Source organism: Streptomyces vinaceus (assembly GCF_008704935.1).
Taxonomy (GTDB): Bacteria; Actinomycetota; Actinomycetes; order Streptomycetales; family Streptomycetaceae; genus Streptomyces; species Streptomyces vinaceus.
Window position 1 is genome coordinate 1,652,536 of the sequence record NZ_CP023692.1, and the last position, 26,787, is coordinate 1,679,322.

A 26,787-nucleotide genomic window follows, 5' to 3' on the forward strand; every position below is an offset into this window, starting at 1 on the left:
GTCGCAGGTGATGCTCGACCGGCATCCCGGGCCGCCGGCGTCAGCCCACGACGGCCAGCTCGCGCGGGGCGTCGTTGAGGCTGCGGCCGCCGTCCTCGGTGACCGTGACGATGTCCTCGATGCGCACCCCGAAGCGCCCGGGCAGGTAGATGCCGGGCTCCACGGAGAAGCACATCCCGGGGACCAGCGGCTGCTCCTCGCCCTCGACCATGTACGGGGGCTCGTGGGTGGTCACGCCGATGCCGTGGCCCGTGCGGTGGATGAACCGGTCGCCGTAGCCGAACTCGGTGATCACCGCGCGGGCCGCCCGGTCCACGTCCTGGCAGGCGATGCCGGGGCGGACGGCGGCGGAGGCGGCCCGCTGGGCCTCGCGGACGATGTCGTGGACGCGCTGCTCCTCGACGCCCGGCTCGCCGACGTGCACCGTGCGGGAGATGTCGGAGCCGTAGCCGTGCTTGAGCCCGCCGAAGTCCAGGACCACCATGTCGCCGTGCACGATGGTCCGCCCGCCGGCCTCGTGATGCGGGTTGGCGCCGTTGGGGCCGGAGCCGACGACCGTGAAGTCCACCTGGGAGTGGCCGTGTTCGCGCAGCAGCGCGGCCAGGTCGGCGGCGATGTCGGTCTCCCTCCGGCCGGCGAAGGGGACCTCCAGGATCCGCGCGTACGCGGCGTCGGCGGCCGCGGCGGCCGCCGCCAGCCGCTCCAGCTCCCGCCGGTCCTTGACGGCGCGGAGCATCGGCAGGACTTCGGTGAGCGGGGCGTAGGAGGTGGCGGGCAGCTCCCGCTGGAGGCCCAGCAGATGTAGCGCCCAGGTGTTGTCGCTGACCCCGAAGCGGCCGCCCCGGTCGAGGAGGGGTGCGGTGGTCCCGTACGGGTCCTTCCCGTCGGTCCAGGCGCGCAGGGTCAGGGCGGGCGCCCCGGGGGCCTCGGCGGCGTCGGGGGCCTCCAGGGCGGGCACGACGAGCACGGGCTCCCGTCCGGCGGCGAGCACGAGCAGGGTCAGCCGCTCGGTGTCGGCGGGCCGGTAGCCGGTGAGGTGGGCGAGGTCGGGCCCGGGGGCGATGAGCAGGCCGGCCAGCCCCGCGCCGGCGGCGCTCTGCGCGGCGGCGGCCATCCGGGCGGCGTAGTCGGCGTGCGTGAACGGTTCGGGTTCGGGGTCAGGGGCGGGGTCAGGGCCGGGGCCGGGTTCGGGGTCGAGGGAGCGTTCGAGGTCCATGGGGCGATCCTCCCGCCGGGCCGGGCGCCGCGCGAGTATGCACCGCGCCGCGGTGAGCCGTGGCCCGACGGGCCGGGGGCGCGGTGAGCAGGGCCGCGGCGAGCAGGGCCGCCCGCGCGGGTCGGGGCGGCCGCACCCCGCCCGGGCGGCCCGGCGTGCCCGGGCGGCGGTGGGGGGCGGGCTCCCTATCGTGGGGGCGTGAGCATCCCCAGTGGCATGTCCGCAGGTCACGGCCGACCCCGCCGTGCATCCCGGACCGACTCGGCCGGGGCCGTGTACGGCTCCCTCCTCGCCACCTCCGTGGTGGCCACGGCCAGTACGGTCGGCGACCACCCGAGGCTCCACCTCATCCTCCTGCTGCTGGTCACGGGCCTGGTGTTCTGGGCCACGCACGTCTACGCCCAGCTCGCCGGGGAGCGGGTGGTCGGCGAGCCCTGGAGCCTGCGCGAGATCCGGCGGGTCGCGGTCCACGAGTGGCCGATCGTGGAGGCCGCCGTGCTGCCCGCGGCCGCCGTCGCCCTCAGCGGCCTCCTCGATCTGGGCTACGCGGGGACGGCCTGGCTGGCCATGGGCGTGTCGGTGGGGCAGCAGGTCCTCTGGGCGTGCCTCGGCGCGGCCCGCGCGGGCGCCAGCCGGGGCCAGCTGGCGACCGAGGGGGTCGTGAACCTCTTCCTCGGCCTGATCATCGTGGCCACGAAGGCCGCCCTGAAGTAGCCCGGGCCCAGCCGCGGCGGCGCCCGTCGCACACGCCCGGGCCGATAACGCGTGGCGGGACCCCCCTCCTGATCAGCTATGCTGTGCATGCACATCGACGGGCGGTCCGCCGCCCTTCGTGGTGGGTGTAGCTCAGTTGGTAGAGCACCTGGTTGTGGTCCAGGTGGCCGCGGGTTCAAGTCCCGTCACTCACCCTGATCCCCTGGGGGTACGAGGTCTCCTCGTACCCCCAGGGGTTTTTCGTGCCCGCCCCGCCCCAGGGGCCGGACACCCCCTAGCCCCGCAGGAAGGCCTCCGCCTCCGCGGCGAAGGCGACCGGTGTCTCGTGCGGCGGGTAGTGCCCGGCTCCGGGCAGGGGGTGGACGCGGCAGTCGGGGTACGAGACCTGCCAGGTGGCGCGCATCACATCCGGGGTGAGGGCGAGGTCGTTCTCCCCCACGAGGACCAGCACCGGGACGGTGCTGCCCTTCACGGCGGCCGACAGGTCCAGCGGCTGCCAGCTCGCGAGGTAGGCGGCGAAGGCCTCCGGGCGGCAGACGCCGAGGGAGTGCGCGACCATCCGGTCCAGCCAGTGGCGGCTCGCGCGGTGGCCGGTGACGAGGTCGAGGATGGTCCGCCGGTTCCCGGGGCTGGCGGCGGCGCCGTGGAAGAGGGCCTGGGTCGCGTCGTCCATCTCGTACGGGGCGGCGGGGACCGGGTTGATCCCGACCAGCTTCTCGATCCGCTCGGGCGCCCGGACCAGCACCTGCTGCATGGCCTTGCCTCCCATGGAGTGCCCCATGAGGCAGAAGGTGTCCCAGCCGATCTCGTCGGCGAGCGCCAGGACGTCGTCGGCGATCTCGGGGACCGTGTAGCGGCCCGTGACGTCCCTGCGGTCCCCGTAGCCGCGGTAGTCGAGGAAGACGTACGAGAACCCCTCGGGGTCCAAGTAGTCCAGGACGGAACCCCAGTTCGCGCTGGTGCCGAACCAGTCGTGCAGCACGATGACGCGGACGGGGCCGGTGCCGATCCTGCGATGGGCTATGGCCATGCGTTCTCCCTCGGTGGCGGGGCCTGGCTGAGCGGACGCCGTACGTTCTTCCCACCCGGTCCACGGTCACACCGTGAAGCCGGCGTCCCGCGCGGTGCGCGCGTCCCGGGCACCGCCCGCGACCTGTTGCCCGGTACGCCCGCAGCCGCCGCCCCGCGGACCTCGCGGTCCTGGAACGGCGGCTGCCGCGCGCACCGGACGACCGTGTCAGACGGTCTTGATGGCCGGGTCCGAGAGGCCTGCCGCGCCCGTTTCCACGTGACCCGCGAAGCGGCGCAGGAAGGTGGTGTCCGAGCCGGAGACGACCGTCACGTCGTACCAGCGTCCCGTCGTCGAGAGGTCCGCCGTGTACGTGGCCGTGCCGGCCGCCGCGACCCGCAGGGTCTGGGGGGCGCCGCCGTAGGCGTTGGTCACCGTGAGGTCGACCGCCGCCGCCGCGGAGTTGGTCAGCGTCAGCTTCAGGTTGCCGGTCGCCGCGTCGTGGCGGGCCGTGGCCTCGGGGCCGGTCTTCTTCGCCGGGCCCTTCCAGGTGCGCAGGAACCCGTTCGGGCCCCAGACCGTCAGGTTGATCTGGTTGCCGGTGGAGCTGCTGGTGCTCCACGTGTCCGAGAGGGTCTTGCCCGCCTCGACCGTGTAGGGCCACGGGCCGTCGGTCCGGTTGCCCGAGGTGCTGTGGAAGTGCGCGCCGAGGGTGGGACCGGAGGAGAAGGTCAGGGTGAACTGGCCCGTGGAGGTGACGGCCTTGCCGTCCACGTACGGGGCGTAGCCCAGCGCGCGCGTGGGCTTGCGGCCGGCCTCCTGCTTGGGCAGGGCGCCCGTCGCCGGCGGGACCGGGTGGTAGGACGGGTGCGCGTTGTGGTCCGGCGGGACGTAGCCGGCCGTGGACGGCAGGGCCGCGGGCGAGGCGTCCGCCCTCGTGAAGTCGAAGGCCGAGGTCAGGTCACCGCACACCGCGCGGCGCCACGGCGAGATGTTGGGCTCCTGCACGCCGAAGCGCTTCTCCATGAAGCGGATCACGGAGGTGTGGTCGAAGGTCTCGGAGCAGACGTAGCCGCCCTTGCTCCACGGGGAGACCACGATCATCGGGACGCGCGGGCCGAGGCCGTACGGGCCGGCCGCGTACCCGCCGCCCCCGGCGTACAGGTCCCGCGTGACGTCGGCCGTGGACAGGCCCCAGGCGGAGGAGGCGGGCGGGTAGGGCGGCACGACGTGGTCGAAGAAGCCGTCGTTCTCGTCGTAGGTGATGAAGAACGCCGTCTTCGCCCACACCGCCGGGTTCGCGGTCAGCGCGTCGAGGACCTGCGAGATGTACCAGGCGCCGAAGTTGACCGGCCAGTTCGGGTGCTCGCTGAAGGCCTCGGGCGCGGCGATCCAGGAGACCTGGGGCAGGGTGCCGGCGGTGACGTCGGCGCGCAGCTTGTCGAAGTAGCCCTCGCCCGCCTTGGCGTTGGTGCCCGTGCGGGCCTTCTCGTACAGGGCGCTGCCCGGAGCGGCGTTCCGGTAGCTGTTGAAGTACAGCAGCGAGTTGTCGCCGTAGTTGCCGCGGAAGGAGTCGCTGATCCAGCCCCAGCCGCCGGCGGCGTTCAGGCCGTCGCCGATGTCCTGGTAGATCTTCCAGGAGACCCCGGCCGCCTCCAGGCGCTCCGGGTAGGTCTTCCAGCCGTAGCCGGCCTCCTGGTTGCCGAGGACGGGGCCGCCGCCGGTTCCGTCGTTGCCCGTGTGGCCCGTCCACATGTAGTAGCGGTTCGGGTCGGTCGCGCCGATGAAGGAGCAGTGGTAGGCGTCGCAGACCGTGAAGGCGTCGGCGAGCGCGTAGTGGAACGGGATGTCGTTCCGCGTCATGTACGCCATGGTCGTGGCCGTCTTGGCCGGGACCCACTTGTCGTACTTGCCGTTGTTGTAGGCGGCGTGGCCGCCGGCCCAGTCGTGGTTGAGGCCCTCGACGAACTGCATGCCCAGGTTGCTGACCTGCGGGTTGAAGGGGAGGACGTCCTTCGTCCCGTTGGACTGGTAGAAGACGGACTTCCCGTTGTCCTGGAGGACGGGGCGCGGGTCGCCGAAGCCCCGTACGCCCTTCATCGTGCCGAAGTACTGGTCGAAGGACCGGTTCTCCTGCATGAGGACCACGATGTGCTCGATGTCCTGGATGGTGCCGGTGGTGCCCTGGGCCGGGATGGCGGCCGCGCGGGCGATGCTCTCGTTGAGCATCGCGGCCGCTGCGGTTCCGCCCGCGATCTGCAGGAACCGGCGGCGGTTCAGTTCAGCCATGGGATGACGACCTCTGCGGGTGAGGGGGATGTCGAGGGGCGCCCCAAGGAGAGCGGTCCCGGGGTACCGGACGGAGATCGGTTCGTGACGGGGCGCGGTACAGCTGGAGAACGGAAAGACCTCCCGGACGCTCCGCGCATCTGCTGAAATGACCTCCCAAACACACTGCACGGGGGGTGCGGAGCAGATGGCGGGGACCGAGTTCGGGCATGCCCTGGGGCGGTCCCGCGCACTTTCCGGCCTGCCGGCCGCTCCGCTGGTGGCACGGTACGGGGAACTCGTATCCGCGCAACAGGCCCTGGGCTTACGCCATTTGGGCGAGCTGATGGTCCCGGGCCGGGGTCGCTTCCGGGTGCTCGACGGGATCTTCTCGGTGGAGGGTCCGGGGCGGCGCAGACATGTGGGGGCGCGGGCCCTGCGGGAGCTGCGGACGGGACACGGGGACTCCGAGGGCGGCGCGGGCGCGTTGCTCGACCGGCTGGCCGGGATCCAGGAGCGGGACCCGGCCGCGCTGCGGCGGATCCTGCTGTACCAGCTGGTGCGGCTGCTGCACGACCATCCCAGGGGGGACCTCCCGGACACGGCCGTCGGGTTCGGCGTCGACCCCGACGAGGCGGCGGCCCTCGTGCACGCCGCCGGCGCGAGCCCCCGGCTGGACGCCGCCGGGCGGGCCGCCGCCGAGCGGCTGGAGGACGAATGGCTGGCCGGGCGGGTGCGGGCCGCGGCCCGCAGCGCCGCCGCGCTGCCGCGGGCCGCCGCCGGGGGCGACCCGCTGCTGGCGGGAAGGCTGGCCGGGCTCGCCGAGCGGGTACGGGCGGCCGACGCCCTGCTGGACGAGGCCCGCGGCCACGAGGACCGGCCGGACCGGGAACGGGCCGCGGCGGCGTACGCGCGGGCGGCCCGGGTGGCCTGGGACTGCCCGCGCGCGGTCCGGGGCCTGATCCGCACCCACCGGCCGGCCGACGGGGACCCCGGTCCGCTGGAGGCCTCGCCCGTACCCGGCGGGGTGGCGCTGCGCAGACCGCCCGGAGCCGACCCGGACGGAATCTGGCGGGTGGTCCGGCTGACCCGGCGCGAGCCGGTGACGACCCCGCTCCCCGAGGTGGAGGGGCCGCTCGGCGCGGGCCCGCTGACGGACCGCCGGGCCCCGCTCGGCCGCGAGGTGCGGTACGTGGCCCTGCCGGACGACGGCGGCACCGCGCTGATCAGCGCCCCCCTGCTGGTGGCCCCCGAGGTGGCGGAACTGCGCCTGACGGACGGCCGCTCCCGCATCGGGGCCACCTGGCTGCGCCCGCCCGGTGCGACGGGGGTACGCGTGGCCCTGACCGACCCCGAGGGACGTACGAGGGACCTCGGCGCCCCGAGCGCGGCCGCAGCGGCGGACGCGGGTTCCGCCGGGCCGGGGCGGGAGGGCGTACGGGCCGACGGGCTCGGGGCCGGGGAGTACGTGCTGCGGGTGCGGTGCCGCTACGCGGGGGCCGGGGGCGAGGTGGTCTCCGGCGGGATCCGGGCCGCCGTCACCGTGCACCCCTGGCCCGAGCCGGTGGCCGGCCTCAGCGCGCGCGCCCGCGGCGCCGGGGGGCTGGAGCTGCGGTGGAGCGGTGGCGACGGGGGCGACGTACGGTTCGTGCAGTGGCCGGGGCCGGCTCCCGCGGAGGGTGCCGAGCTCGTGGCGTCCGCGCTGCCGCCCGCGCTGACCTGGGTGGACTCCGCGGGGATCGCGCAGCCGCCGCCCGGCACGCTGGCCACCGTCAGCGCCGTGTCGGTGCTCGGCGAGCGGGCACTGGCCGGGCCGGGCGTGACGGTCGAGGCCCCCGAGGCGGTCACCGGGCTCACGGTCCGGCGGACCTCCGGCGACCGGGCCAAGGTCAGCTTCGACTGGCCCGACGGCGCGGGCCGGGTCGTGGTCGTCCTCACCCCCGAGTCCGGCGGCGAGCGCACCGAACACCTCCTCGCACGGGCCGTGTTCCTGCGCGAGGGACTGGAACTGTTAGTCGGACCGGGCGCGTTCCGCGTCACCGCGTACGCCGCCCCGCGCAGCGCGCACGCGGTCGCGGCCGCCCCGCGGGGCGGCGGGCAGGCCGTTCTCCCGGCCGACGTGGCCATCGCGTACCGGCTCCTGCCGGGCCCCCGGCGGATGCTGCGGCGCGGCCCCGCCGTACTGCGGGTGAGCCTGCTCTCCCCCGGCGGGGACCCCGGCTCCGGGCTGCCCGACTTCGTGCTCGTCCGCGCGGCGGACGGTGGCGGGCCCCGGCCCCACCGGCCAGGTGCCGGAACCGAGTTGTGCCGGGTGACCGGCGCCGAGCTCGCGGCCTCGGGGACCGTCGAGCGCGAGATCCTCCCCCGCCCTCCCGGCGGCGGCCCGTACGCCGTGCGCGGTTTCCTCCTCGGCGGCCGTGCCGCCTCCGTCCGGCTCGACGAGCCCTCCCTCACCTCCCTGGTGGTCCGCTGACATGACCTCCGTCGTCTGCCCCTACTGCTTCGACCGCTCGGCCGCCGTCCGGCTGCCGTTCCGCTGCCAGATGTCCGCCACCGGCGTACGCGGCGGCAAACCGTGCACCGCCGAACTCGACCACACCTGGGTGGAGTTCATGGGACCGAGCGTGCCGCCCGCGCAGAAGATGCGCGGGCCGGTCTTCACCGCGCCGCGCAGCCTGACCGGGCGCCTCGGCAGCGGGGGCGCCGCGCGCGCGGACTGCCCGCACTGCGGGGTCTCCACCCCGGTCCGGGTCTGCCTGCGCTGCCACAGCGACTTCCCCAGCGACTACACCGACCAGGACACCCGGATCATCGCCCTGCTGGGCCCCAAGGCCTCCGGCAAGAGCACGTACGTCTCCGTCCTGATCAACGAGCTGCGCAACCGGGTGGGCCGCGCGTACGGCGCCTCCATCACGGCGATGGGCGGCGAGACCCAGCGCCGGGACCGGGAGATGGCGGAGGACCTGTACGACCGGCTGCGGCTGCCGGAGGCGACCAGGCCGGCCGCGCTCGGCTTCAACGACCCGCTGCTGTACCGGCTGAGCCTGCCGCTGCGCCGCCGGCTGCGCGGGGACGGCAGCCGCCACACCGCGCTGGTGTTCTTCGACGCGGCGGGCGAGGACCTGGCCAGTGCCGAGGCCATGGACCGCTACACGCACTATCTGGCGGCCGCCGACGGGATCATCCTGCTGGTGGACCCGCTCCAGATGCGGGCCGTACGGGACCAGCTGCCGGTGGACGCGGACCTTCCGCTGCCCACCGTGGAGACCCCGCCGCAGCAGATCGCGGCGGACCTCGCGGCGCAGCTGCGGGCCCACGGCCGGGGCACCTCGCGCGGGCGGGTCACCACGCCCGTGGCGGTGGCGGTGACCAAGACGGACTCCCTGTTCTCGCTGCTGGGGGACCACTCGCCGCTGCGGCGCAACGCCGACCACGCGGGCGGGGCGGTGGACGACGAGGACCGGCTGGCGGTGCACGAGGAGATGCGCGGGCTGCTCGACGGCTGGGACTCGGGGGCGCTGTTCCGGCAGCTGGACCGGGACTTCGCGCGGCTCTCGCTGTTCGGGCTCTCGGCGCTCGGCTCCCCGCCGCCCGCCCACGCCCCGGCCGACGCGCCCAAATCGGGCCCGCAGCCGCTGCGGGTCGAGGATCCGCTGCTGTGGCTGCTGGGGCTGGGCGGGCTGCTGCCGCGCGCCGGGGGCGCCGGTGGCGCGGGGCGTCGTACGGGCACGGCCGCGGGCGCGGACCGGGGAGGACGGGCGTGAACCTCGCGCAGCTGCACTACACCTCGGCCCCGCCGGGCCCGGACGGCTCGGGCTTCCGCTTCACGGCCGTCACCCCCGGCGTGCCCGCCTCGCTGCTGCGCGAGGCCGAGCAGCTGATCGGGTACGAGCCACCCCGGGACGCGCCGCCGCGCCCGAGCACGGACCAACTGGGCTCCTTCCCGCAGGCCTTGAGCCTGAACGTGCTCTCCGACGGCAGCCGACTGCTGGCGCGCTCCGTGTACACGGGCGCCGACTACAGCGGCCGCTGGGGCAACTTCCACGCCCACGCGGTCCATCTGCCCGAGCCCGCCGACGCGCAGCGGCCCGCACCGGGGCAGCTGCCGATCACCGCCTGGGGCTCCCCGCAGTGGGCGGCCGACTCCCCGCCCGCCGGGGCGCCCGTACCGCCGCTGGCGTCGGTGCCGGCTCCGGGGCCCCTGGACCTCGGTGCGCTCTCGGCCTTCGTGGCCGCCCGGGGGCGCTGGCTCGCGGGCTTCTTCGCGGACGTGCGGCGGCTCGTCGAGGATCCGGCGGCCCCGCAGCTCGTGCTCGTGGAGCGGGAGAGCGAGGCCGTGGCCTGGTGGATCATGCTGGCCTGCAGCGTGCTGCCGCACCGGCGGGGGCAGTGGCTCACCTTCACCACGTACACCCGGCGGCCGCAGCTCGCGCGGCAGCAGATCATCGGCGTGGTGCCGGAGGACGGCCTCGGCCTCGCCGGTCAGGAGCACCGCTACCGGGTGTACGACGCCGCCCGCGAGGCGGCCCCCGCGGCGGCCCCCGACCCGTGGGCGCAGACGGCCGCGCGGATCTGGCAGGCGCAGCGGCAGGAGCTGTTCGCGCACGTGCGGCGGCTGCCGGTGCCGACGAACGGGCCCTCGGGCCGGTCCGGGCCCTACGAGGCGGGCCCGCTGGCCGCGCTCGCGCTGGCCGCCGGGGTCGGCCTGGACTCGGCGGGCCGAACCGCGGCCGCCGACTGGGCGGCCGGGCACCGGGCCGCGCTGGACGACGCACACGTGCGGGCCCTGACCCGGGCGCTGGCCCGGCCGGCCGCGGACCGGGGGCCCGAGGAGGAGGCGGCGAGCGGGCGGCTGCTGTCGGCCCTGGCGGGCTGGGCGCCCCCGGAGGTGAGCGAGCCGCTGGTGGAACTGGCGCTGGCCGGGGCGGTCCGCTCGGGCGGCTCCGCCCCGCCCGCCGGGCTGCTGGCCGAGCCCGCCCGGCTGCGGCTCGCGGCCGAGCTGGAGCCGGAGCTGCGGGCCGGGCTCGCGGACCCGGCGCGCGACCCGGCCGGCCGGGTCGCCCTGTTGCGGGTCGCGGCGGAGCTCGGGGTGGACGCCGGGGACCTGCTGCCGGACGTGGCACGGCAGCTGGCGCACGCCCTGATCACCGATCCGGGGGCGCCGTACGGGGAGGCGGTACGGGGCGCGCTGGCGGAGCTGCCGCGGCTGCGGGAGCTCGTACTCGACCGGCTCGACTCCCTCGCGGCCGGTGATCCGGCGGCCGGGGCCCGGCTGTTCGCCGCCACGCCGCTGTCGCTGGCCGGGGCCGGGGCGGCGCTGCCGCATCTGCGGATGTGCGCGCAGGCGCAGGCCCGGGGGGCGGCGAGCGGGGACCGGGCGAAGGCGCTGACCCGGCTCCTGGAGCACTCCGGCGCCTCGCTGGAGGAGGATCCGCTGGTGCTGCGGACGGCGATGCGGCTGGTGTGGGGGGCGCAGCCGCCGACCCCGGGCGAGGCGTTGCTGGCCCTGTCCCCCGTGGGTGAGCGGGCTCACCAGGCGGCCGGCACCTGGGAGCTGCTCGCGCGGGCCGCGGTGTCCGCCCCGGCCGGGGACCGGGACGCGGAAGTGCTGGCCGTGGAGTTGCTGCGCCGCTCCGCCTCGCCCTTCCCCGACCCGCTGCGGGCCTCGCTGCTGCTGCTGGAGCTGGCCCGCAGCGTACGCGAACGGGAGACCGGTCCGGGCTGGGTCCGCCGTGCCCTGGGCCTGGCCGCGGCGGACCCGGCGCCGACGGCGCGGGAGCACGCCTACGCGGCGGTGGCCGGCGAACTGCTCGCCGGGGATCCGCCCGAAAGCGAGGTACGGGCCCTGATCGAGAGCAACGACGCCGAGCTGCTGGCGGCGTACCGCCGGGCCGCCCGCCTGCCGCGGGTCGCCGACCGGCTCGGGCTCGACCCCGGGTACGCGGCGGAGTGCTTCGCCACGTGGTCCTCGCAGCCCCAGGCGGGCCCGCTGTGGCAGGAGGCCCGCACCGACCTGCTCGACGGCGTGCTGCGCCCGGTCGTACGGGGCCTGCCGGCGCCGCAGCTGGCCGCGGTGGAGGAGGCGCTGGCCCGGCGCGGCGGCCGCCACGCGGAGGACTTCCGCGGCTGGCAGCGGCCCGGCGCGTTCGGACGGCTGCGCGAGCGTTTCGCCGGCTCCGGCCGGCGCGGCGCCAAGGGGGCTCCCGCGGGCCCGCCGCCGCGGGGTGCGACCGGCGGCCCCCTCGCGCCCGGCGACGCGGGCGGCCCCGTCCCGCCCGGCGGCCCCGTCCCGCCCGTCCCGCCCGGCGGCCCCGTCCCGCCCGGCGGGTCCGGTGGCTCCGGTGGCTCCGGCGGCCCCGGCGGCTCCGGCGACGACGGGGGGCGGCCGTGATCGGCGGCGGGGTGGACCTCGCGTTCCTCGCGAAGGTCTTCGGGTGGATCACGGTGGCGATCGGGGTGCTCGTCTGCCTCGGGTACGGGCTGTGGCGGTTCCTGGCGACGGCCCTGCGCGCCGCCGCGTCCGCCTTCACCCCGCGCACCCCCGGGAGCCCGGACCCGCGGATCGCCCCGCATCCGGGCAACGAACCGGCCCAACCCGCCTACTGGGCCCACCAGATGTGGATGGACGCGGTGGCCGCCGCGCAGGCGGCCGCGCGGACCGTGCGGTACCTGCTGGTCCGTCACTGGCTCGGCGAGATCGTCCGCCGCCGGCTGCTGAACGGCCGGGGCGGCTCCAGCGGGGCGCGCGCCGGGAACGGCCTCGGGCGGCTCGTACTGCGGCTGGTCGCCCCGGCGACGGCGCTGGCCGCGCTGCTGTCGGCGCTCCTCGCCGCCGCGCTGCTCCTCCTCGTCGCGGTGGCCTTCGGCGCGCAGCTGCTGCTCGCCGGGGGCGTGGCACTGGCCGGGGTGGCGGGCGGGCGCGGCGCGGAACGGCTGTGGAAGCTGGTCCGCGGCATCCGCATGAAGTGCCCCTATCCGGGCTGCTACCGGCCGTTCCCGCTGGCCGTGCACCTGTGCCCGAAGTGCGGGGCCGCCCACCGCGAGCTGCGGCCCGGGCGGTTCGGGGCGCTGCGGCACGTGTGCCGGTGCGGGCATGCGCTGCCCACGACCGCCCTGGCCGGGAGGCGGAAGCTGGCCCTGCGCTGCCCGCACTGCGACAAGGAGCTGCCGGCGGCCGTGGGCACGACGCGGGTGGTGCACCTGCCGCTGATCGGGGGAACCTCGGCCGGAAAGACCATGCTGATGGCGGCGATGCTGGAGGGGCTGCGGTCCTGGTCCCACGAGTCCGCGCTCACCGTCGAGTTCGCCTCGGTCGCGGACCGGCGCGAGGCCAACACCCTGGCCCGGCAGCTGGAGACCTCGGGGTGGGCGCTCAAGACGCAGGGCGGGCAGCCGCGGGCGCTGATGCTGCTGGTCGGGCGGGGGCGCGGGCCGCTGGGGCGCAGGCGGCTGCTGTACCTGTACGACCCGATGGGCGAGTCGCTGCGCGACGCGGCGACCACGCGGCTCCAGCAGTACCTCGCCCATGCCGACGGGGTCGTGCTGGTCGCGGACGTGCTGGCCGCGCTCGGCGTACGGCGCGCGCTGCACGAGGGCGACGGGCGGCTGGCGGAGCAGGCCCGGCCGGCCGACCTCGGTCCGGTGGACACGTACGCGGCGTTCACCGGGGAGCTCCAGGGCCTCAGCGGCCGGCGCGGGCGCCTGGGGGTGGCGGTGGTGGTGACCAAACGGGACGTACTGGACCGGCTGGACTCACTGCCGCGGCCAAAGGATCCGGTCGGCGCATGGCTGGAGAAGATCGGCCTGGGCGAGCTCGTCCGCATCCTGGGCCACGATTTCGCGGCGAGCCGCTACTGGGCGGTCAGCGCCCACGCGGCCACCGGGGCCGGCGCCCTGGTACCGGAGCAGCGGCGGGCGGCGGAGCCGGTGCTGTGGTTGCTGTCCCGCACGGGCCTGCGGGTCGACGGGACTCCGGCGGCGGCGCGGGAGCCGCGGCTGCCGCGCCCGCGCCGCCGCAGCGACACGGCGGCACCGGATCGATCAAGCCTGTGACGCGGGACAAGCGACCCCCTATGGTCGCTGGGAGGAGCAACTGCCCATGGTGACACCGCAGATCGCACGGGGGCGGCTGCTGATGCTGGTCCTGTTCGTGGCGGCGGCCGTGATGACGGGGGCCGCCGTGGTGGCGGCGCTCGTGCGGTACGTACCGCAATGGCTCGGGAGTTGAAGGAGATTAGCGGTGAGTGACATCCCCGGCGGGCCGATGGCGAACCGGCCCGTCCACTTCATCTGGCTGCTCGACTGCTCGTACTCGATGCAGGGCGAGAAGATCGGCCAGCTCAACTACGCGATCAGAGAAGCCGTACCGGAGATGCGCTCGGTGGCGCAGGACAACCCGGCGGCCCAACTGCTGCTGCGCACCCTGACGTTCTCGACGACGGCCCGGTGGCACCACCAGGACCCGGTACCGGTGGAGAACTTCACCTGGCAGGACGTACAGGTGGACGGCATGACCAACCTGGGCGAGGCGCTCCAGCTGGTGGCCCGGGAGCTGGACACCCCTCCGATGCCGCAGCGGGCGCTGAAGCCGGTGCTGGCGCTGGTCTCCGACGGGGTGCCGACGGACGACTGGAAGGCGGGGCTGCGGGCGGTCGACGCGACCCCGTGGGGGCGCAAGGCCGTACGGGTGGCCATCGCGATCGGCGCGGACGCCGACCGCACCGTGCTCCAGGAGTTCCTCGGCAATCCGGAGCTCCAGCCGCTGGACGCGAACACGCCCAAGCAGCTGGCGGCGGCCATCCGCTGGGCCTCGACGGCGGCGGTCAAGGCGGCCTCGCAGATGGTGGCGGGCGCCACGGACCCGCTGGCGAAACAGCCGCCGTACGCCCCGCCCGTGCTCGACGACGACGATGACGACGTGTGGTGAGCGGGCCCGTGCCACCGGAACCACCACCGGTACCGCCCGTGCCGCCCGCGGCCCTGTGGGCCACGCTCCGCGAGAGCGTCCAGGGCGTGAACAAGCCCCGCAACCAGGACTACTGCGAGGTCGCGGGGCGCGGTACGGCCGAGGAGCCGCTGATCATGGCGGTGGCCGACGGCCACGGCTCGGCGGCGCACGCCCGCAGCCACCTCGGCTCCCGTTTCGCCGTGGACCTCTTCGTCGAGGAGGCCCGGCGGTTCGGGGCGCTCGCGCAGCCCCGCGGTGACGAGCGGCCGCCGAGCCTGGCCTGGCTGATGCACTACGCCGAGCACGCCTTCCCCCGCCAGCTGGTCAGCGCCTGGCGGGACAAGGTGCTCGGCAACTGGGCGCGGACCAGCTCCCACGAGGAGCCGGGCCTGACCGAGGAACACAAGGTGCTGCTGTACGGGAGCACCCTCGTCGGGGCGGTGCTCACGCCCCGGGTGTTCGCGGCCTGGCAGCTCGGCGACGGCGAGCTGACGGTGGTGGACGACGCCGGGCGGGTGAGCGTACCGCTGGCGCCGGCCGAGGCGGACCTCGGGGACGAGACGGAGTCGCTGTGCACCCCGGAGGCCTGGCTGCGCGTACGGACGCACTGGGCGCCGGTGACCGCCCCCTGGCGGGCGCCCCGGCTGGTCGCGCTCTCCACCGACGGGCTGTCGAAGAGCTTCGCCTCGGACCGGGGGTTCCTCCAGTTCATGGCCGGCCTGGACGACCGGCTGTCGGCGGAGGGCGCGCAGACCGTACGGGCCGTCCTGCCGCAGTGGCTGGCCCGGGCCTCGCAGCACTCGGGGGACGACACGACGCTGGTCGCCGCCTGGCACCAGGGCGCACCGCCGGCTCCGGAGCCGGTCACGGCGCACGGCGCCCCAGCCCCGGACGGCGCCCCGGACCCGGACGCCGTCCCGCCCACCGACCACCCGGCACCACCGACCGACCCTCACGGGAGAGACGAATGAGCGGCATGCTCGACAGCGGGACCCTGCTGACGACCGACAGCGGTCTGGGCGCGGAGGTGTTCGACCTGCTCGGGGCCGGCGGGCAGGGGGAGGTCTACCGGGTGCGGACGCCCGCCGGGTACCAGGCCCTCAAGTGGTACTACCCGACCTGCGCGACCCCCGCCCAGGAGGGCATCGTCCGCCAGCTGGTGGGCCGCGGATTCGACGACGACCGCTTCCTGTGGCCCCTCGACTTCGTGGCCGACGGGCGCGGCGGGTTCGGGTACCTGATGGACATCCGGCCCGACCGGTTCAAGGGCCTGCCCCTGCTGTTCCGGCGGCAGCTGCGCACCTCGACGCGGGCCCTGCTGAAGGCCTGCCTGTACACGGTCGAGGCGTACCAGGCCCTGCACTCGCGGGGGATCGCGTACCGGGACATCTCCTGGGGCAACATCTTCTTCGACCCGGCCACGGGCGACGTGCTGGTCTGCGACAACGACAACGCGGTGGTGGAGGGCGACAGCACCGGCATCTCGGGGACCATGGAGTTCATGGCGCCCGAGCTGGTGCGCGGCGACCCGGGGGTGGCCCCCGGCACGCAGAGCGATCTGCACTCCCTGTCGGTGCTGCTGTTCATGCTCCTGATGAACCATCATCCGCTCAAGGGGCGGCGCGAGTTGGCGATCCACTGCCTCGACGAGGCGGCGGAGCGCAAGCTGTACGGCAAGCAGCCGCTCTTCGTCTTCGACCCGCAGGACCGCTCCAACGCTCCCGACCCGGCCGAGCAGGCGACCGTACTGGCCACGTGGGCCGCGGCCCCGGACTCGCTGCGGGAGCTGTTCACCAAGAACTTCACGGCGGGCCTGCACGATCCGACGACGCGCGTGCGCGAGTCGCAGTGGCGGGACACCTTGCGGGCGGTGCTCGACGCGGTCGTGGAGTGCGCGCACTGCGGGCGGCAGAACATGACCGAGCCCCGGTCCGCCGATCCGGGCACCTGCTGGGGGTGCGGGAGCACGCTGGTGCTGCCGCCGCGGCTGGTGCTGACCACTCCCCCGCCGCGCACCGAGCACCACATCCTGCTCCACCGGTCCTCGCGGGTACAGGCGCACCACCTGGCGCCGGAGCCGGCCCGGCACGACTACGGAGACGGCACCCTGGTCGCCGTGATGACGGAACACCCGCAGAAGCCGGGCCGGTTCGGGCTGGCGAACCGGTCGGCCTCGGCCTGGACGGGAACCCGCGCGGACGGCTCCACCCAGCGGATCGACCCGGGGCAGACCGTGCCGCTGCGCTCGGGCCTGGAGCTGGACTTCGGCGGCGCGCGGGCCGTCGTACGGGTGAAGTAGCGCTCCAGGGCTGGTCAGTTGCCCAGGAGGCGGCCGATCTCCTGGGCGAGGGCGAGTCCGCCGCTGCCGACGCCGAGACCGAGGGTGATGGTCTCCAGGGAGCGGCGGATCACCCCCGGCTCGGCGGGGCGGCCCTCCTGGGCGGCCCGGCCCAGTTCGCCGCGCAGGACGTCCGCGGCTTCGATGCGGCCCGGGGCCGCGCCCTGGTCCCGGAGCCACTGCGCGAGCTCGGCGGCCAGCCGCAGGGTCTGGGCGGCGCCGCCGTCCTGCTGCCCGATGTTGATGGTGCCGTTGTCGCCGATGATGCCGGCGTTGACGTCCTTGTTGAAGTTGAAGGTGCCCATGCGGTCCCCCGGTTCCGTGGTCGTGGTCGTGGACGTGGTCCTGGTCGCGGTCGTGGTCGCGGTCGTGGTCGCGGTCGGCGGGGTCAGGGCGCTCCGCGGCCCTGGCCGCCCTGGGGTCCGCCGGGCGGCGCTCCCTGCCCCCCGTGGTGGTTGACGGTTCCGTTGTCGCCGATGACGCCGGCCTGCACACTGCCCTGGAAGGTGTAGGTGTGGGTGTTGATGACCTGCTGCGCCTGGTCGTAGGAGCTGGTGTCGATGTTGTGGTCCTTCAGGAACCGCTCGGTCGCTATCAGCACGCCCTGCTGGAGGCGTTGCAGGAAGTCCTGGGAGTCGGTGCGCTCGGTGTAGCCCAACTGCTGCCAGTCCGCGACCCGTTCGCGGATGCTGTCGACGGCGCCGTAGTCGTACAGCAGGTGCCGCTTGTCGATCTCGCGGCGCAGCTTCTCCAGGGCGCGCACGCGCCGGCGGCGGGCCGAGGAGCGGCGGGAGATCCGTGAGGCGGCGCCGAGCAGCGCGGGTCCGGCCGCCGCGGTGGCGTGGGACACCAGGCTCCACCAGCGCTCGAAGCCGTCCACCGGCAGGTGGTTCACCCGGTCGAACCGCGCCTGGAGCGGCGGGATGCCGTACGCGGAGACCTCCCAGGTGAGGCTGGGGTGGTGGAGGCGGGCACGCAGGTGCATGGAGACGATGGCGCGGCCGCCCTCACCGGCCCGGACCAGGCTGAGGTAGGTGCGCATGCCGGCGCCGGACTGCATCAGCCCGGCCTGGACGAGCTGTTTGGGGATCTGGGCGAGCGGCCGGCTGAGCCGGTCCGGCAGCAGTTCGGCCCCGACGTACGGCACGTGGTTGCCGATGACGTAGAGCCGGTTGCGGACCTGGAGGCCCTTGAGGCCGGCGATGTGCTCCATCTCGCGGGCCACGTAGGTGTGCAGGTCGACCGCGTCGAAGGGCTTGATCGCCAGCTTGGCGCCGTTGCCCGCCGGATCGTCGGCGGGCCGGCTGACGTCGATCGGCTGCCAGACCATTTCCTTGAGCTTGGAGCCGCTGCCGACGAAGGGGTTGGTGCGCTCGGCGCTCGCGGTGTACGGGACCACGTTGGCCCGCTTCTGCTCCAGCAGGCGCCGCTCCACCTCGGGTTCGACGGCCGGGGCCAGGTCGGCGGGTCGCTCCGCGCCGTGCTCCACGGCGAGGGCGACGGTACGGGCCCGGCTCTCGGCCTGGTGGACCAGCCACCAGGCGCTCGCGTACGCGAGGAGGACGATCCCGGCGGCCGTGTAGACGAGCCCCCAAACACCGCTGACCAGCGCGTACAGCAGCACCGGCACGGCGGCCCACACTCCGGCGCCGCAGATCCAGGCGAGCCGCCGGTCCCGTACGTCGATCCGCCGGACGGCGGCGCGCCCGTGCCGGGCCAGGGCCACCAGGTCGATGCCGAGGGAGAGCCCGGTGGCGCGGAGCCGGTCCTCGGTGAGCTCCACGTCCACTTCCCGGGCGAAGCCCTCGTCCAGATGCGCGCCCGCGCACAGATGGCGCGTCACCGCATCCGTGCGGTACTGCGCGAGCGCCGGTAACTGCCGTGCCCCCATGCACCCCTCCCCGTTTTCCCGCCACCCTACGGACAACGCGGCTCGGCTGTCCCCCCGTTGGCGGCGATCAGGGTGGTGCACCGGTCGGCGGGGCTCCGTTCCCCCGCGGCTCAGCCGCGCCGACCGGCGTTCGTGCCCCCGTTCAGGAGACCGCCATGCGGCGGCGCAGGCTCAGCGGGCGCATGTCCGTCCACACCTCGGCGATGTGGTCCAGGCACTCCTGGCGGGTGCCCTCCGTGCCCTCGGCCCGCCAGCCGGCCGGGAGCTCCCGGCCGGCCCGCCAGATGGAGTACTGCTCCTCGTCATTGCGTACGACGCGGTAGCCGCTCTCGTCCGTCTCGGTCATCGGTCCGGCCCTCCCTTTGCTGTTCGGCTCTTCCGTGCTGGGTCACAGCGTGCAGCGCCGGGCCGGGGCGCCATAGGGACAAACGCGCAGAAGGACCGGCGGTCGGTGCTGCCGCTCCTTCCCTGGTGGCGCCGGTGCGCGCGGCGGCAGTGTTCGGGGGAGCCAGGGTGGCGACCGAGAGGTACAGCGCCGCCGGCCACGTCACCCCATCAGGCTGGAAGGAGCTCCGCCATGTCGGACACCCCAGAGACCGTGCACCTGCCCACCGGCGGGTGGCGGTTGTGGGAGCACTTCGCACTCCGCGGTCCGGGTTTCCCGGCCGAGGGGGTCCTGCGCATGGCCCCGCCCGGACTCGCCCTGGCCGCCGACAAGTTCGGGCCGGGCGACGCCCTCGCCGGGCCGGACTGGGAGGCGTTCACCGGGGCCTTCGACACCGGCGCCGTCGCCACCGCCGAACTGCTCCAGTCCATCGCCGCCTCGCCGCGCTTCCGGGCCGCCGTGGCCTGGCAGAACCCGGCGGTCCTGCGCACCGGCATCGCCCCGTTCCTGAACTGGACGCCGACCGCCGCGAGCCGGACCAGCATGCCCCGCCAGCGCGAGGAGCTCGTCGCCCACTACTGGCAGCGGTTCTGCGTCAAGAACGACACCATCGGGTTCTTCGGCCCGGTGGGCTGGGGCCGCTGGGACCTGGCCGGCGACGGGGTGCGGGTCGACCCCGGCAGCGGCGGGTTCCTCGCCGACTCACGGGTGTACTTCGCCAGTTGGGCCATCGACGCCCTCGCCAGATCGCTGGACGCCGACCCCGCGGTGCGGGCGTGGATCCCGCCGCGCCGGGTGTCCTTCGTACGGGCCGAAGGCCTGTCCGTGCACCTGCCGGGCCGCCCCGCGCAGCCCATCGGCGAGCGCGCCCGCGCCGTTCTGGACCTGTGCGACGGGACCATGCCGCCGGCCGCGATCGCCGAGGCGCTGGGGATCCCGGTGGCCGAGGCCACCGAGGCCGTGCAGTGGCTGGTGTCCAAGCGCTGGGTGCACTGGCGCCTCGACGTGCCGACGGGCACCTACCCCGAGCGCGAGCTGCGCGCCGTCCTGGAGCGGATCGGCGATCCGGCCCTGCGCGGGCCCGCCCTGGAAAAGCTGGCCGTACTGGAGCGCGGGCGGGACGCCGTACAGGCGGCCGGCCTCGACGCGGAGGCGCTGACCTCGGCGATCGCCGCTCTGGAGGCGGATTTCGCGGCGCTGACCGCCACCGGCGCCCAGCGGTCCAAGGGCGAGCGGACCGCGCCCTGCCGGGGGCTGGTGTACTCCGACGCCCGGCGGGCGGCGACGGCCACCCTCGGCACCGCGCTGCTGGACGAGCTGACCCCGCTCGCGCAGTGCCTGACGGCGGCGCGCTGGATGACGAACCGGTTCGCCGAGCGGGTCCGGCCGCGCCTGCGCGCGGTGTACGAGCGGCTGAGCGCGGCCGGCCCGGTGGACCTGGGGGCGATGTGGCTGGGCTGCCTGCCCTCCCCGTACCCGGAGGCGACCCGCGACCTCGACGCCGTCCAGGCCGAGCTGCGGGCGAAATGGGCGCGGATCCTGGCCGTCCCGGAGGGGGCGCGCCGGGTCCGGGTGTCCTCGGCGGACATCGCGGAGCAGGTGCGCGAGGAGTTCGAGGAGCCGGGCGCGGGCTGGTCGCTGGCCCGCTACTTCAGCCCGGACGTGCTGCTGCTCGCCGACAGCGCGGACGCGGTGGCCCGCGGGGACTTCGAGATGGTGCTGGGCGAGATGCACAGCGCGCTCAACACGATGGGCGCCTCGCTCTTCGTCCACCAGCACCCCGACCGCGAGGAGCTGATCGCGGAGACCACCCGCGACTTCCCCGGCCCCCGGCTGCTGCCCATGCTGCCCAAGGAGCTCCCGCTCAAGTGGTCGACGCGCAGCAGGCCCTCGCTTGACCGGCCGCAGGACTACTACGTCTCGCTGGTCGACGACACCGGCGACCCGCACCGCCCGCGCACCGTCCTGTGCGCCGACGTACGGGTCGAGGACCGGGGCGGCCTGCTGATGGCGGTGCTGCCCGACGGGGCCGAGTTCGACCTGCTCGACGTGTACGCGAACACCCTGACGCAGCGCGTCATGGACCGGTTCACGCTGCGCCCCGAGGGGGACCACACCCCGCGCATCAGCATCGACAAGATGGTGGTGGCGCGCGAGACCTGGTCCTTCCCGGCGTCCGAACTCGCCTTCGCCGACGAGAAGTCCGAGACGAAGCGGTTCGTACGGGCCCGGCACTGGCGGCAGGAACACGATCTCCCCCGCTTCGTCTTCGTGGTGTCGCCGGCCGAACCGAGGCCCTTCTACGTGGACTTCGACAGCCCGGTGTACCTGACCATCCTCGCGAAGGCCGCCCGCAGGCTGGCCCGCAAGGACCCGGACGCCAGGCTGAAGGTCAGCGAGATGCTGCCGACGCCGGAGCAGGCCTGGCTGACCGACGACGAGGGCGCCGCGTTCACCTCGGAGCTGCGCTTCGTCGCCGTCGACCAGACCGTCACCGACGTCTCGCGCCCGGCGCCGGAGCCCGCCGCGGACGGGGGCGCGTGATGCGGACCTTCGTCGACGACATCGCCGCGCACGCCGCCCTCGACCCCGGCCGGGTCGCGGTGATCACCCCGGCCGGGGAGACGACGTACGGGGAGCTCATCGACCGGATCGAGGCGCTGGCCGCGGCGCTGCGGGCGCGGGGCGCCCGGCCCGAGACGGTGTGCGCGGTGGCCGTGGAGCGCGGGGTGGACGCCGTGGTGGCGCCGGCCGCGGTGATCCGTTCCGGGGCGGCCTTCCTGAGCCTCGACCCGGAGCAGCCGCCGGCCCGGCTGGCGGCGCTGGTCCGCAGCGGCGGCGCCGACATGCTGCTGACCTCCTCGGCCCTCGCGGGCGGGCTCGACCTGCCGGTCCCGGGGACCCCCGTCCTCCTCGACCGCCCGCAGGGTCCGGCCGAGGAGGCCCCGGGAAGCGCCGGGCCGCCGGGCGGGCGGGCGCTCGCCTACGTCAGCCACACCTCCGGGAGCACCGGGGAGCCCAGCGCCGTCCTGGTCGAACACGCCGGGCTGGACTCGTACCTGCGCTTCGTGGCCCGCGACTACGGCCTCGGCCCGGACACGGTGGCCCTCCAGGTGGCCCCGCTGGGCTACGACGCCTCGCTGCGGGACACCTTCGCCCCGCTGCTGGCGGGCGGGCGGCTGGTGGTGGTGCCGCGTTCGGCGCTGCTGCGGCCCGAGGAGTTCGGCGCCGTCGTACGGGAGCACGCGGTGACCGCGCTGCTCAGCGTGACGCCGTCCTTCCTGTCCTTCCTCGCCGGGCAGCCGGACGCGGAGCGACTGCTCGACGGCGTACGGCTGGTGGTGTCCAGCGGTGAGTCGCTGCGCCCGTTCCTGACCGCCGGCGGCCGGGCCCTGGTGCCGGGCGCGCTGGTCAACCAGTACGGGCCGACCGAGTGCACGATGACCTCGACCCGCCACGCCGTACCCGCCGAGCCGGACGTCCTGACCGACATCGTGGGCACGCCGATCGACGGGGTCGTGGTCCGGCTGCTGGACGAGGGGCTGTCGCCGGTGCCCGACGGGTCCGTCGGCGAGGTCTGCATCGGCGGGGTGGGGGTGGCCCGCGGGTACCGCGGGCGGCCCGCCCGTACGGCCGAGTGCTTCGTACCCGACCCGCTCGGGCCGCCCGGCGCGCGGATGTACCGGACGGGCGACCTCGCGACCCTGGGCCCGGACGGGCTGGAGTACCTGGGACGCCGGGACCGCCAGGTCAAGATCCGCGGTTACCGGGTGGACCCGGCCGAGGTGGAGGGCGCGCTGCTGGCCCACGCCGGGGTCACGGGGGCGGTCGTCACCCCCGACACCGACGCGCAGGGGCGGGTGTTCCTCGTCGCGCACGTCACCGGGGAGCTGGCCGAGGTGAAGGACGCGGCGCTCCGCGCCCACCTGGGCGCCGTGCTGCCCCCGCACCTGATGCCGCGCCGGTTCGTGCGGCTGGCGGAACTGCCCACCACCCGCGGCGGCAAGGCCGACCGCCGCGCCCTGTCGCAGACCGGAGGCCGGACATGACCACCGCGCCGAGCGCGCCGCGCCCGCCCGTGACGTCCGTGGCGTCCCGGAGCCCGCGTGGGCCCCTCTCGCTGCCCGGGCCGCGTGCGCCCATGACCCCCAGGGCGCCGGCGGCACCGGCCGTACCCGGCGCGCCGACCGCGCCCGCCCCCGGCGGCCACGCCCCCCGGGGTCTCCCGCTCGGCCGGGCCGACGTGGAGGCCGCGGCCGCACGGATCGCCGGCCAGGTGCTGCGGACCCCGCTGCTGCCGGGGCTGCCCGCGCCCGGACTTCGCCACGGCGGCCGGGGACTGCTGCTGAAGGCCGAACACCTCCAGTACAGCGGGTCGTTCAAGCTGCGCGGGGCCGCCAACGCCGTGCTGGCCCTGGGCGCCCGCCGGATGGTGACCGGCTCCTCCGGGAACCACGGGATCGCGCTGGCCCGGCTGGCCGCCTCGCTCGGCGCCGAGGTGACCGTGGTGCTGGCCGGCGGGGCGCATCCCGCCAAGATCGCCCTGATCAAGGCCCTCGGCGGGCGTACGGTCCGGGTGCCGGGCGGGGTCGCCGAGCGCGACGCCCGGGCGCGGGAGCTGGCCGAGGAGACGGGCGCGGTCCTCATCCCCTCCTCCGACCACGAGCTGGTGGTCGCCGGGCAGGGCACGGTCGGTCTGGAGATCCTCGCCCAGGCGCCCGACACCGAGACCGTGTTCGTGCCGACCGGCGGGGGCGGGCTGCTCGCCGGGGTGTGCCTCGCCGCGTACGGGCATCCGGTGCGGGTGGTGGGCGTCGAGCCCGCCGGCACCCCGCGCTACGCCCGGTCGCTGGCCGCGGGGCACCCGGTACGGCTGGCGCCGGGCGACTCCGTCGCCGACGGGCTGCGCGGGCAGCAGCCGGGGGCGGTGCCCTACCCCGTCATCCGGGACCGGGTCGACGACCTGATCGCCGTCTCCGACGCGGAGATCCTCGCCGCGGCCGCGCTGCTGCGGCGGCGCGGGATCGAGGCGGAGCCCTCCGGCGCGGTCGCGCTGGCGGGGGCGGTCCGCGCGGGGCGCGGCTGCGGCCCCTGCGTCGCCGTCGTCTCGGGCGGCAACACCAAGGTGGCGCTGATGGCGGCCGCCGCAGCCGCGGCCCCTTCCCGTACGCCGTGCGTGACCTGAACCGGCCCCACCGCCTGAACCCACCCCGCCACCCGGACCACCACATCGGCCCGAACCGCCCGAACCGCCCTGCACCACCCGCATACCCGCTCCTGGAGGAGATCCCATGACCACGACCGTGAACGAGACCGCGCACCTGACCGCCCAGCTGACCGCCACCGCCCTGACCGAGCTGGTCGTCTCCATCTACCGCGACACCCTGGGGGTCGCCGACCTCGACGAGCAGAGCGACTTCTACGAGTGGGGCGGGGATTCCCTGACCGCCTTCCGGATCACCGCACGGCTGGAGGAGGCGCTCGGGGCGGAGGTCCCGGTGGCCCTGGTCTTCGCCTACCCCTCGCCGGCGGACCTCGCCGACGTCGTCCACGCCGACTTCGTCCAGGCATGAGGGACCGGTCATGACCGATACCTACGTACCCGGCGGCCGCTGGCGGCTGTGGGACCAATTCGCCCTGCGCGGTGCGGGCTTCCCGGCCGGGGGCGTGCTGCGGCTGGCCCCGGACGGGCTGGCCTCGGCCGCCGACAAGTTCGATCCCGGTGAGGGGCCGGCCGGCCTGGCGGGCGAGCGGTGGGGGGAGTTCGCCGCCCTGTTCGCCGAGGCCCAGGTGGAGACGGCGCACACGCTCCAGGACATCGCCCGGATGCCCGCCTTCCGGGAGGCGGTCGCCTGGCAGAACCGCCCCGTGCTCGCCTCCGGGATCACGCCCTTCCTCAACTGGACCCCGACCGCGGCGGGCCGGACCAGCATGCCCCGCCAGCGCGAGGAGCTCGTCGCCCACTACTGGCAGCGGTTCTGCGTCAAGAACGACACCATCGGGTTCTTCGGCCCGGTGGGCTGGGGCCGCTGGGACCTGGCCACCGACGGGGTGCGGGTCGACCCCGGCACCGGCCTGATCGCGGGCTCGGAGGTCTACTTCGCCAGCTGGGCCGTCGACGCCCTGGCCGCGCGGATCGACTCCGACCCGGCGGTACGGGAGTGGGTGGCTCCCCGGCGCGTGCCGTTCGTCCGTCAGTCCGGCATGGACGTGACGGTGCCGGGCCGGCCGCGCCAGGCCCTCGGCGAGGGGGCGCGGGCGGTGCTCGCGCTCTGCGACGGGATCCGTCCGGCGCGCGAGATCCGGGCCGCACTGCCGGAGGTGGACGTGTCCGCCGCACTGGCCGACCTGGTCGCCCGCCGGTGGGTGGTGTGGAAGCTGGAGGTGCCCGCCGACGCCCGCCCCGAGCGGTACCTGCGGGCCTGGCTGGAGCGGGTCGGGGACGCGGAGCTGCGCGAGCCGGGCCTGGCCGCGCTGGACGCCCTGGAGCGGGGCCGGGCCCGGGTGGCCGGGGCGGACGGGCCCGAGGCGCTGGTGGCCGCGCTGACCGAGCTGGAGGGCGAGTTCGTCACGCTGACCGAGACCGCCGCCGTACGGGAGAAGGCGGCCGGGACGGCGCCCTGCCGGGCGCTGGTGTACTCCGACTGCCGCCGGGCGGCGACGGCCGCCCTCGGGCGGAGCGTGCACGAGGCGCTCGCCCCGCTGGACCCGCTGCTGACCAGCGCCGGGTGGCTCACGGCGCGGCTCGCCGACGCCGTGATGGCCCGGGCACGGGAGGTGTACCGGCGGCTGGCCGGGCAGGGGCCGGTGGACCTGGCCGCGTTCTGGTTCGCCTGCATGCCGATCCTGCACGGCGCCGCCCGCACGGAATCCGCCGATCTCCAGCAGGAGTTCCGCAGGCGCTGGGACGCCATCCTGTCGCCGCCCCCGGGCACCCGCCGTGTCCGGCTGCCGCTGGAGGCGGTCGCGGGGCCCGTCGTCGAGCAGTTCGGCGGCCCGGGCGGGGGCTGGGCCACCGCCCGCTACCTCAGTCCCGACATCATGATCGCCGCCAGCGGGGAACAGGCCCTGTCGCGGGGCGACTTCGAGCTGGTGCTCGGCGAACTGCACGTCGCGGCCAACACCTTGGGCTCCTCACTGTTCGTCAACCAGCACCCGGACCCCGCGGAGCTGCTCGCACTCACCGGCCGGGACCACCCCGGCCCCCGGCTGCTGCCGCTGCTGCCCAAGGAGCACCGCTCCCGGCTCTCCGCGCGGACCCGGCAGGTCCTGATCCGCCCCGAGGACCACTACGTCGCCCTCGTCGACTTCACCGCCGATCCCGCCCGGCCCCGTACGGTGCTCAGCGCCGACGTGGCGGTGACCGAACGGGCGGACGGCGAGCTGGCGGTGGTGCTGCCAGACGGGTCGGAGTTCCCCGCCGTGGACGTGTTCTCGCACGTGCTGACCACCCTGGCGATGGACCTGTTCCAGATCCTGCCCGACGGGGCGGACCACTCCCCCCGGGTCACCGTGGACCGGCTGGTGGTGGCGCGCGAGACCTGGCGGCTGGCGCCGTCCGACCTGGACTTCGCCGACGAGAAGGACGAGGCCCGCCGGTTCGTACGGGCCCGGCAGTGGCGGGAGCGGCGCGAGCTGCCGCGGTTCGTGTTCGTCGTGCTGCCGACCGAGACCCGCCCGTTCTACGTGGACTTCGACAGCCCGGTGTACGTGAACATCCTCGCCAAGGCGGTCCGCAGGATGGCCCGCAAGGAGCCCGGCGGCCGGGCCGTGTTCACCGAGATGCTGCCGAGCCCCGAACAGGCCTGGCTGACCGACGACCAGGGCGAGGCCTACACCTGCGAGCTGCGGTTCGTGGCCGTGGACGAGGGGGCGGTGGACGCGGGCTGAGCGGAACACGGGAGGACCAGGGAGCGACGCGTACCGGCGGCGCGCACGGCGGAGCACCAGCTGCCGTGCGGGGCCGCCGTTGCGCGTTCTACCCCCCGCGGCTGCGTGCGCGGCTGCGTCTTCTTCCCT

General features: G+C 75.5%; 20 protein-coding genes and 1 tRNA gene. 15 read left to right on the forward strand and 6 right to left on the reverse strand.

What is annotated here, in order from left to right; translation table 11 throughout:
- Positions 1–40: 40 nt before the first annotated feature.
- Positions 41–1,114 (reverse strand): aminopeptidase P family protein, encoded by a 1,074-nt coding sequence (locus CP980_RS07355; protein ID WP_229907419.1) that lies wholly within the window; start codon positions 1,112–1,114, stop codon positions 41–43.
- Between the two features lie 300 nt (positions 1,115–1,414).
- Between CP980_RS07355 and CP980_RS07360 the strand changes: the two genes are divergently transcribed.
- Both CP980_RS07360 and CP980_RS07365 read left to right on the forward strand, forming a co-directional pair.
- Positions 1,415–1,930 (forward strand): hypothetical protein, encoded by a 516-nt coding sequence (locus CP980_RS07360; protein WP_229907413.1) that lies wholly within the window; start codon positions 1,415–1,417, stop codon positions 1,928–1,930.
- A 121-nt stretch (positions 1,931–2,051) separates the two neighbouring features.
- Positions 2,052–2,124, forward strand: a tRNA-His gene (locus CP980_RS07365).
- An 80-nt stretch (positions 2,125–2,204) separates the two neighbouring features.
- Here the strand turns inward: CP980_RS07365 and CP980_RS07370 are convergent.
- Both CP980_RS07370 and CP980_RS07375 read right to left on the reverse strand, forming a co-directional pair.
- Positions 2,205–2,960: an alpha/beta fold hydrolase gene (locus tag CP980_RS07370; protein ID WP_150493143.1), complete on the reverse strand. Its 756-nt coding sequence runs from the start codon at positions 2,958–2,960 to the stop codon at positions 2,205–2,207.
- Between the two features lie 207 nt (positions 2,961–3,167).
- The gene (locus tag CP980_RS07375; protein WP_150493145.1) at positions 3,168–5,228 is read right to left on the reverse strand and encodes a phosphocholine-specific phospholipase C; all 2,061 of its coding nucleotides are present in this window, start codon (positions 5,226–5,228) and stop codon (positions 3,168–3,170) included.
- Between the two features lie 187 nt (positions 5,229–5,415).
- Here CP980_RS07375 and CP980_RS07380 point away from each other — a divergent pair, with 187 nt between their 5' ends.
- From CP980_RS07380 to CP980_RS07410, 8 genes are read left to right on the forward strand one after another with little or no spacing between them, the layout of a single operon-like run.
- Entirely contained in the window at positions 5,416–7,680 is a 2,265-nt protein-coding gene (locus tag CP980_RS07380) for a thioesterase domain-containing protein (RefSeq protein ID WP_150493147.1), read from the forward strand.
- A 1-nt stretch (position 7,681) separates the two neighbouring features.
- Positions 7,682–8,971: a TRAFAC clade GTPase domain-containing protein gene (locus tag CP980_RS07385; protein ID WP_229907414.1), complete on the forward strand. Its 1,290-nt coding sequence runs from the start codon at positions 7,682–7,684 to the stop codon at positions 8,969–8,971.
- On the forward strand, positions 8,968–11,598 hold the full coding sequence (locus CP980_RS07390) for a GTPase-associated protein 1-related protein (protein ID WP_189999131.1): 2,631 nt from the start codon (positions 8,968–8,970) through the stop codon (positions 11,596–11,598). Before CP980_RS07385 ends, CP980_RS07390 begins: the two co-directional genes overlap by 4 nt.
- Positions 11,595–13,259: a TRAFAC clade GTPase domain-containing protein gene (locus CP980_RS07395; protein WP_150493149.1), complete on the forward strand. Its 1,665-nt coding sequence runs from the start codon at positions 11,595–11,597 to the stop codon at positions 13,257–13,259. Before CP980_RS07390 ends, CP980_RS07395 begins: the two co-directional genes overlap by 4 nt.
- Before the next feature lie 46 nt (positions 13,260–13,305).
- Positions 13,306–13,434 (forward strand): hypothetical protein, encoded by a 129-nt coding sequence (locus CP980_RS36345; RefSeq protein WP_268257478.1) that lies wholly within the window; start codon positions 13,306–13,308, stop codon positions 13,432–13,434.
- 36 nt (positions 13,435–13,470) lie between these two features.
- Positions 13,471–14,133, forward strand: coding sequence for a vWA domain-containing protein (locus tag CP980_RS07400; RefSeq protein WP_099888947.1), 663 nt, complete (start codon positions 13,471–13,473; stop codon positions 14,131–14,133).
- Between the two features lie 38 nt (positions 14,134–14,171).
- Complete coding sequence (locus CP980_RS07405) at positions 14,172–15,125, forward strand: PP2C family serine/threonine-protein phosphatase (RefSeq protein WP_150493151.1); 954 nt, start codon at positions 14,172–14,174, stop codon at positions 15,123–15,125.
- Complete coding sequence (locus CP980_RS07410; RefSeq protein ID WP_150493153.1) at positions 15,122–16,453, forward strand: protein kinase domain-containing protein; 1,332 nt, start codon at positions 15,122–15,124, stop codon at positions 16,451–16,453. Before CP980_RS07405 ends, CP980_RS07410 begins: the two co-directional genes overlap by 4 nt.
- Positions 16,454–16,467: 14 nt before the next feature.
- Here the strand turns inward: CP980_RS07410 and CP980_RS07415 are convergent, their stop codons facing one another.
- The 3 genes from CP980_RS07415 to CP980_RS07425 form a co-directional block, all read right to left on the reverse strand.
- Entirely contained in the window at positions 16,468–16,797 is a 330-nt protein-coding gene (locus CP980_RS07415) for a hypothetical protein (RefSeq protein WP_150493155.1), read from the reverse strand.
- Between the two features lie 83 nt (positions 16,798–16,880).
- Complete coding sequence (locus CP980_RS07420; protein ID WP_150493157.1) at positions 16,881–18,383, reverse strand: hypothetical protein; 1,503 nt, start codon at positions 18,381–18,383, stop codon at positions 16,881–16,883.
- Between the two features lie 142 nt (positions 18,384–18,525).
- Complete coding sequence (locus tag CP980_RS07425) at positions 18,526–18,729, reverse strand: MbtH family protein (RefSeq protein ID WP_099888952.1); 204 nt, start codon at positions 18,727–18,729, stop codon at positions 18,526–18,528.
- 231 nt (positions 18,730–18,960) lie between these two features.
- On the opposite strand from CP980_RS07425, the gene CP980_RS07430 reads away from it, so the two are divergent.
- The 5 genes from CP980_RS07430 (at position 18,961) to CP980_RS07450 (ending at position 26,658) form a co-directional block, all read left to right on the forward strand.
- Entirely contained in the window at positions 18,961–21,312 is a 2,352-nt protein-coding gene (locus CP980_RS07430) for a lantibiotic dehydratase (protein ID WP_150493159.1), read from the forward strand.
- A complete protein-coding gene (locus CP980_RS07435; protein WP_150493161.1) occupies positions 21,312–22,817 on the forward strand; it encodes an amino acid adenylation domain-containing protein in 1,506 nt (501 codons plus the stop codon). Before CP980_RS07430 ends, CP980_RS07435 begins: the two co-directional genes overlap by 1 nt.
- A 92-nt stretch (positions 22,818–22,909) precedes the next feature.
- Complete coding sequence (locus CP980_RS07440; protein ID WP_132759055.1) at positions 22,910–23,953, forward strand: threonine ammonia-lyase; 1,044 nt, start codon at positions 22,910–22,912, stop codon at positions 23,951–23,953.
- A gap of 106 nt (positions 23,954–24,059) precedes the next feature.
- Positions 24,060–24,341, forward strand: a complete 282-nt coding sequence (locus tag CP980_RS07445; RefSeq protein WP_132759056.1) for an acyl carrier protein — start codon at positions 24,060–24,062, stop codon at positions 24,339–24,341.
- A 10-nt stretch (positions 24,342–24,351) separates the two neighbouring features.
- On the forward strand, positions 24,352–26,658 hold the full coding sequence (locus CP980_RS07450) for a lantibiotic dehydratase (protein WP_150493163.1): 2,307 nt from the start codon (positions 24,352–24,354) through the stop codon (positions 26,656–26,658).
- Positions 26,659–26,787 lie beyond the last annotated feature (129 nt).

Excerpts from the sequence above, each read along its gene's own strand:
- CP980_RS07370 (WP_150493143.1), bottom strand. The coding sequence starts at position 2,960 with ATGGCCATAGCCCATCGCAGGATCGGCACCGGCCCCGTCCGCGTCATC.
- CP980_RS07425 (WP_099888952.1), bottom strand. The coding sequence starts at position 18,729 with ATGACCGAGACGGACGAGAGCGGCTACCGCGTCGTACGCAATGACGAG.
- CP980_RS07430 (WP_150493159.1), top strand. The coding sequence starts at position 18,961 with ATGTCGGACACCCCAGAGACCGTGCACCTGCCCACCGGCGGGTGGCGG.
- CP980_RS36345 (WP_268257478.1), top strand. The coding sequence starts at position 13,306 with ATGGTGACACCGCAGATCGCACGGGGGCGGCTGCTGATGCTGGTCCTG.
- CP980_RS07435 (WP_150493161.1), top strand. The coding sequence starts at position 21,312 with ATGCGGACCTTCGTCGACGACATCGCCGCGCACGCCGCCCTCGACCCC.
- CP980_RS07410 (WP_150493153.1), top strand. The coding sequence starts at position 15,122 with ATGAGCGGCATGCTCGACAGCGGGACCCTGCTGACGACCGACAGCGGT.
- CP980_RS07380 (WP_150493147.1), top strand. The coding sequence starts at position 5,416 with ATGGCGGGGACCGAGTTCGGGCATGCCCTGGGGCGGTCCCGCGCACTT.
- CP980_RS07415 (WP_150493155.1), bottom strand. The coding sequence starts at position 16,797 with ATGGGCACCTTCAACTTCAACAAGGACGTCAACGCCGGCATCATCGGC.
- CP980_RS07450 (WP_150493163.1), top strand. The coding sequence starts at position 24,352 with ATGACCGATACCTACGTACCCGGCGGCCGCTGGCGGCTGTGGGACCAA.
- CP980_RS07385 (WP_229907414.1), top strand. The coding sequence starts at position 7,682 with ATGACCTCCGTCGTCTGCCCCTACTGCTTCGACCGCTCGGCCGCCGTC.
- CP980_RS07420 (WP_150493157.1), bottom strand. The coding sequence starts at position 18,383 with ATGGGGGCACGGCAGTTACCGGCGCTCGCGCAGTACCGCACGGATGCG.
- CP980_RS07400 (WP_099888947.1), top strand. The coding sequence starts at position 13,471 with ATGGCGAACCGGCCCGTCCACTTCATCTGGCTGCTCGACTGCTCGTAC.
- CP980_RS07445 (WP_132759056.1), top strand. The coding sequence starts at position 24,060 with ATGACCACGACCGTGAACGAGACCGCGCACCTGACCGCCCAGCTGACC.
- CP980_RS07440 (WP_132759055.1), top strand. The coding sequence starts at position 22,910 with ATGACCCCCAGGGCGCCGGCGGCACCGGCCGTACCCGGCGCGCCGACC.
- CP980_RS07355 (WP_229907419.1), bottom strand. The coding sequence starts at position 1,114 with ATGGCCGCCGCCGCGCAGAGCGCCGCCGGCGCGGGGCTGGCCGGCCTG.
- CP980_RS07375 (WP_150493145.1), bottom strand. The coding sequence starts at position 5,228 with ATGGCTGAACTGAACCGCCGCCGGTTCCTGCAGATCGCGGGCGGAACC.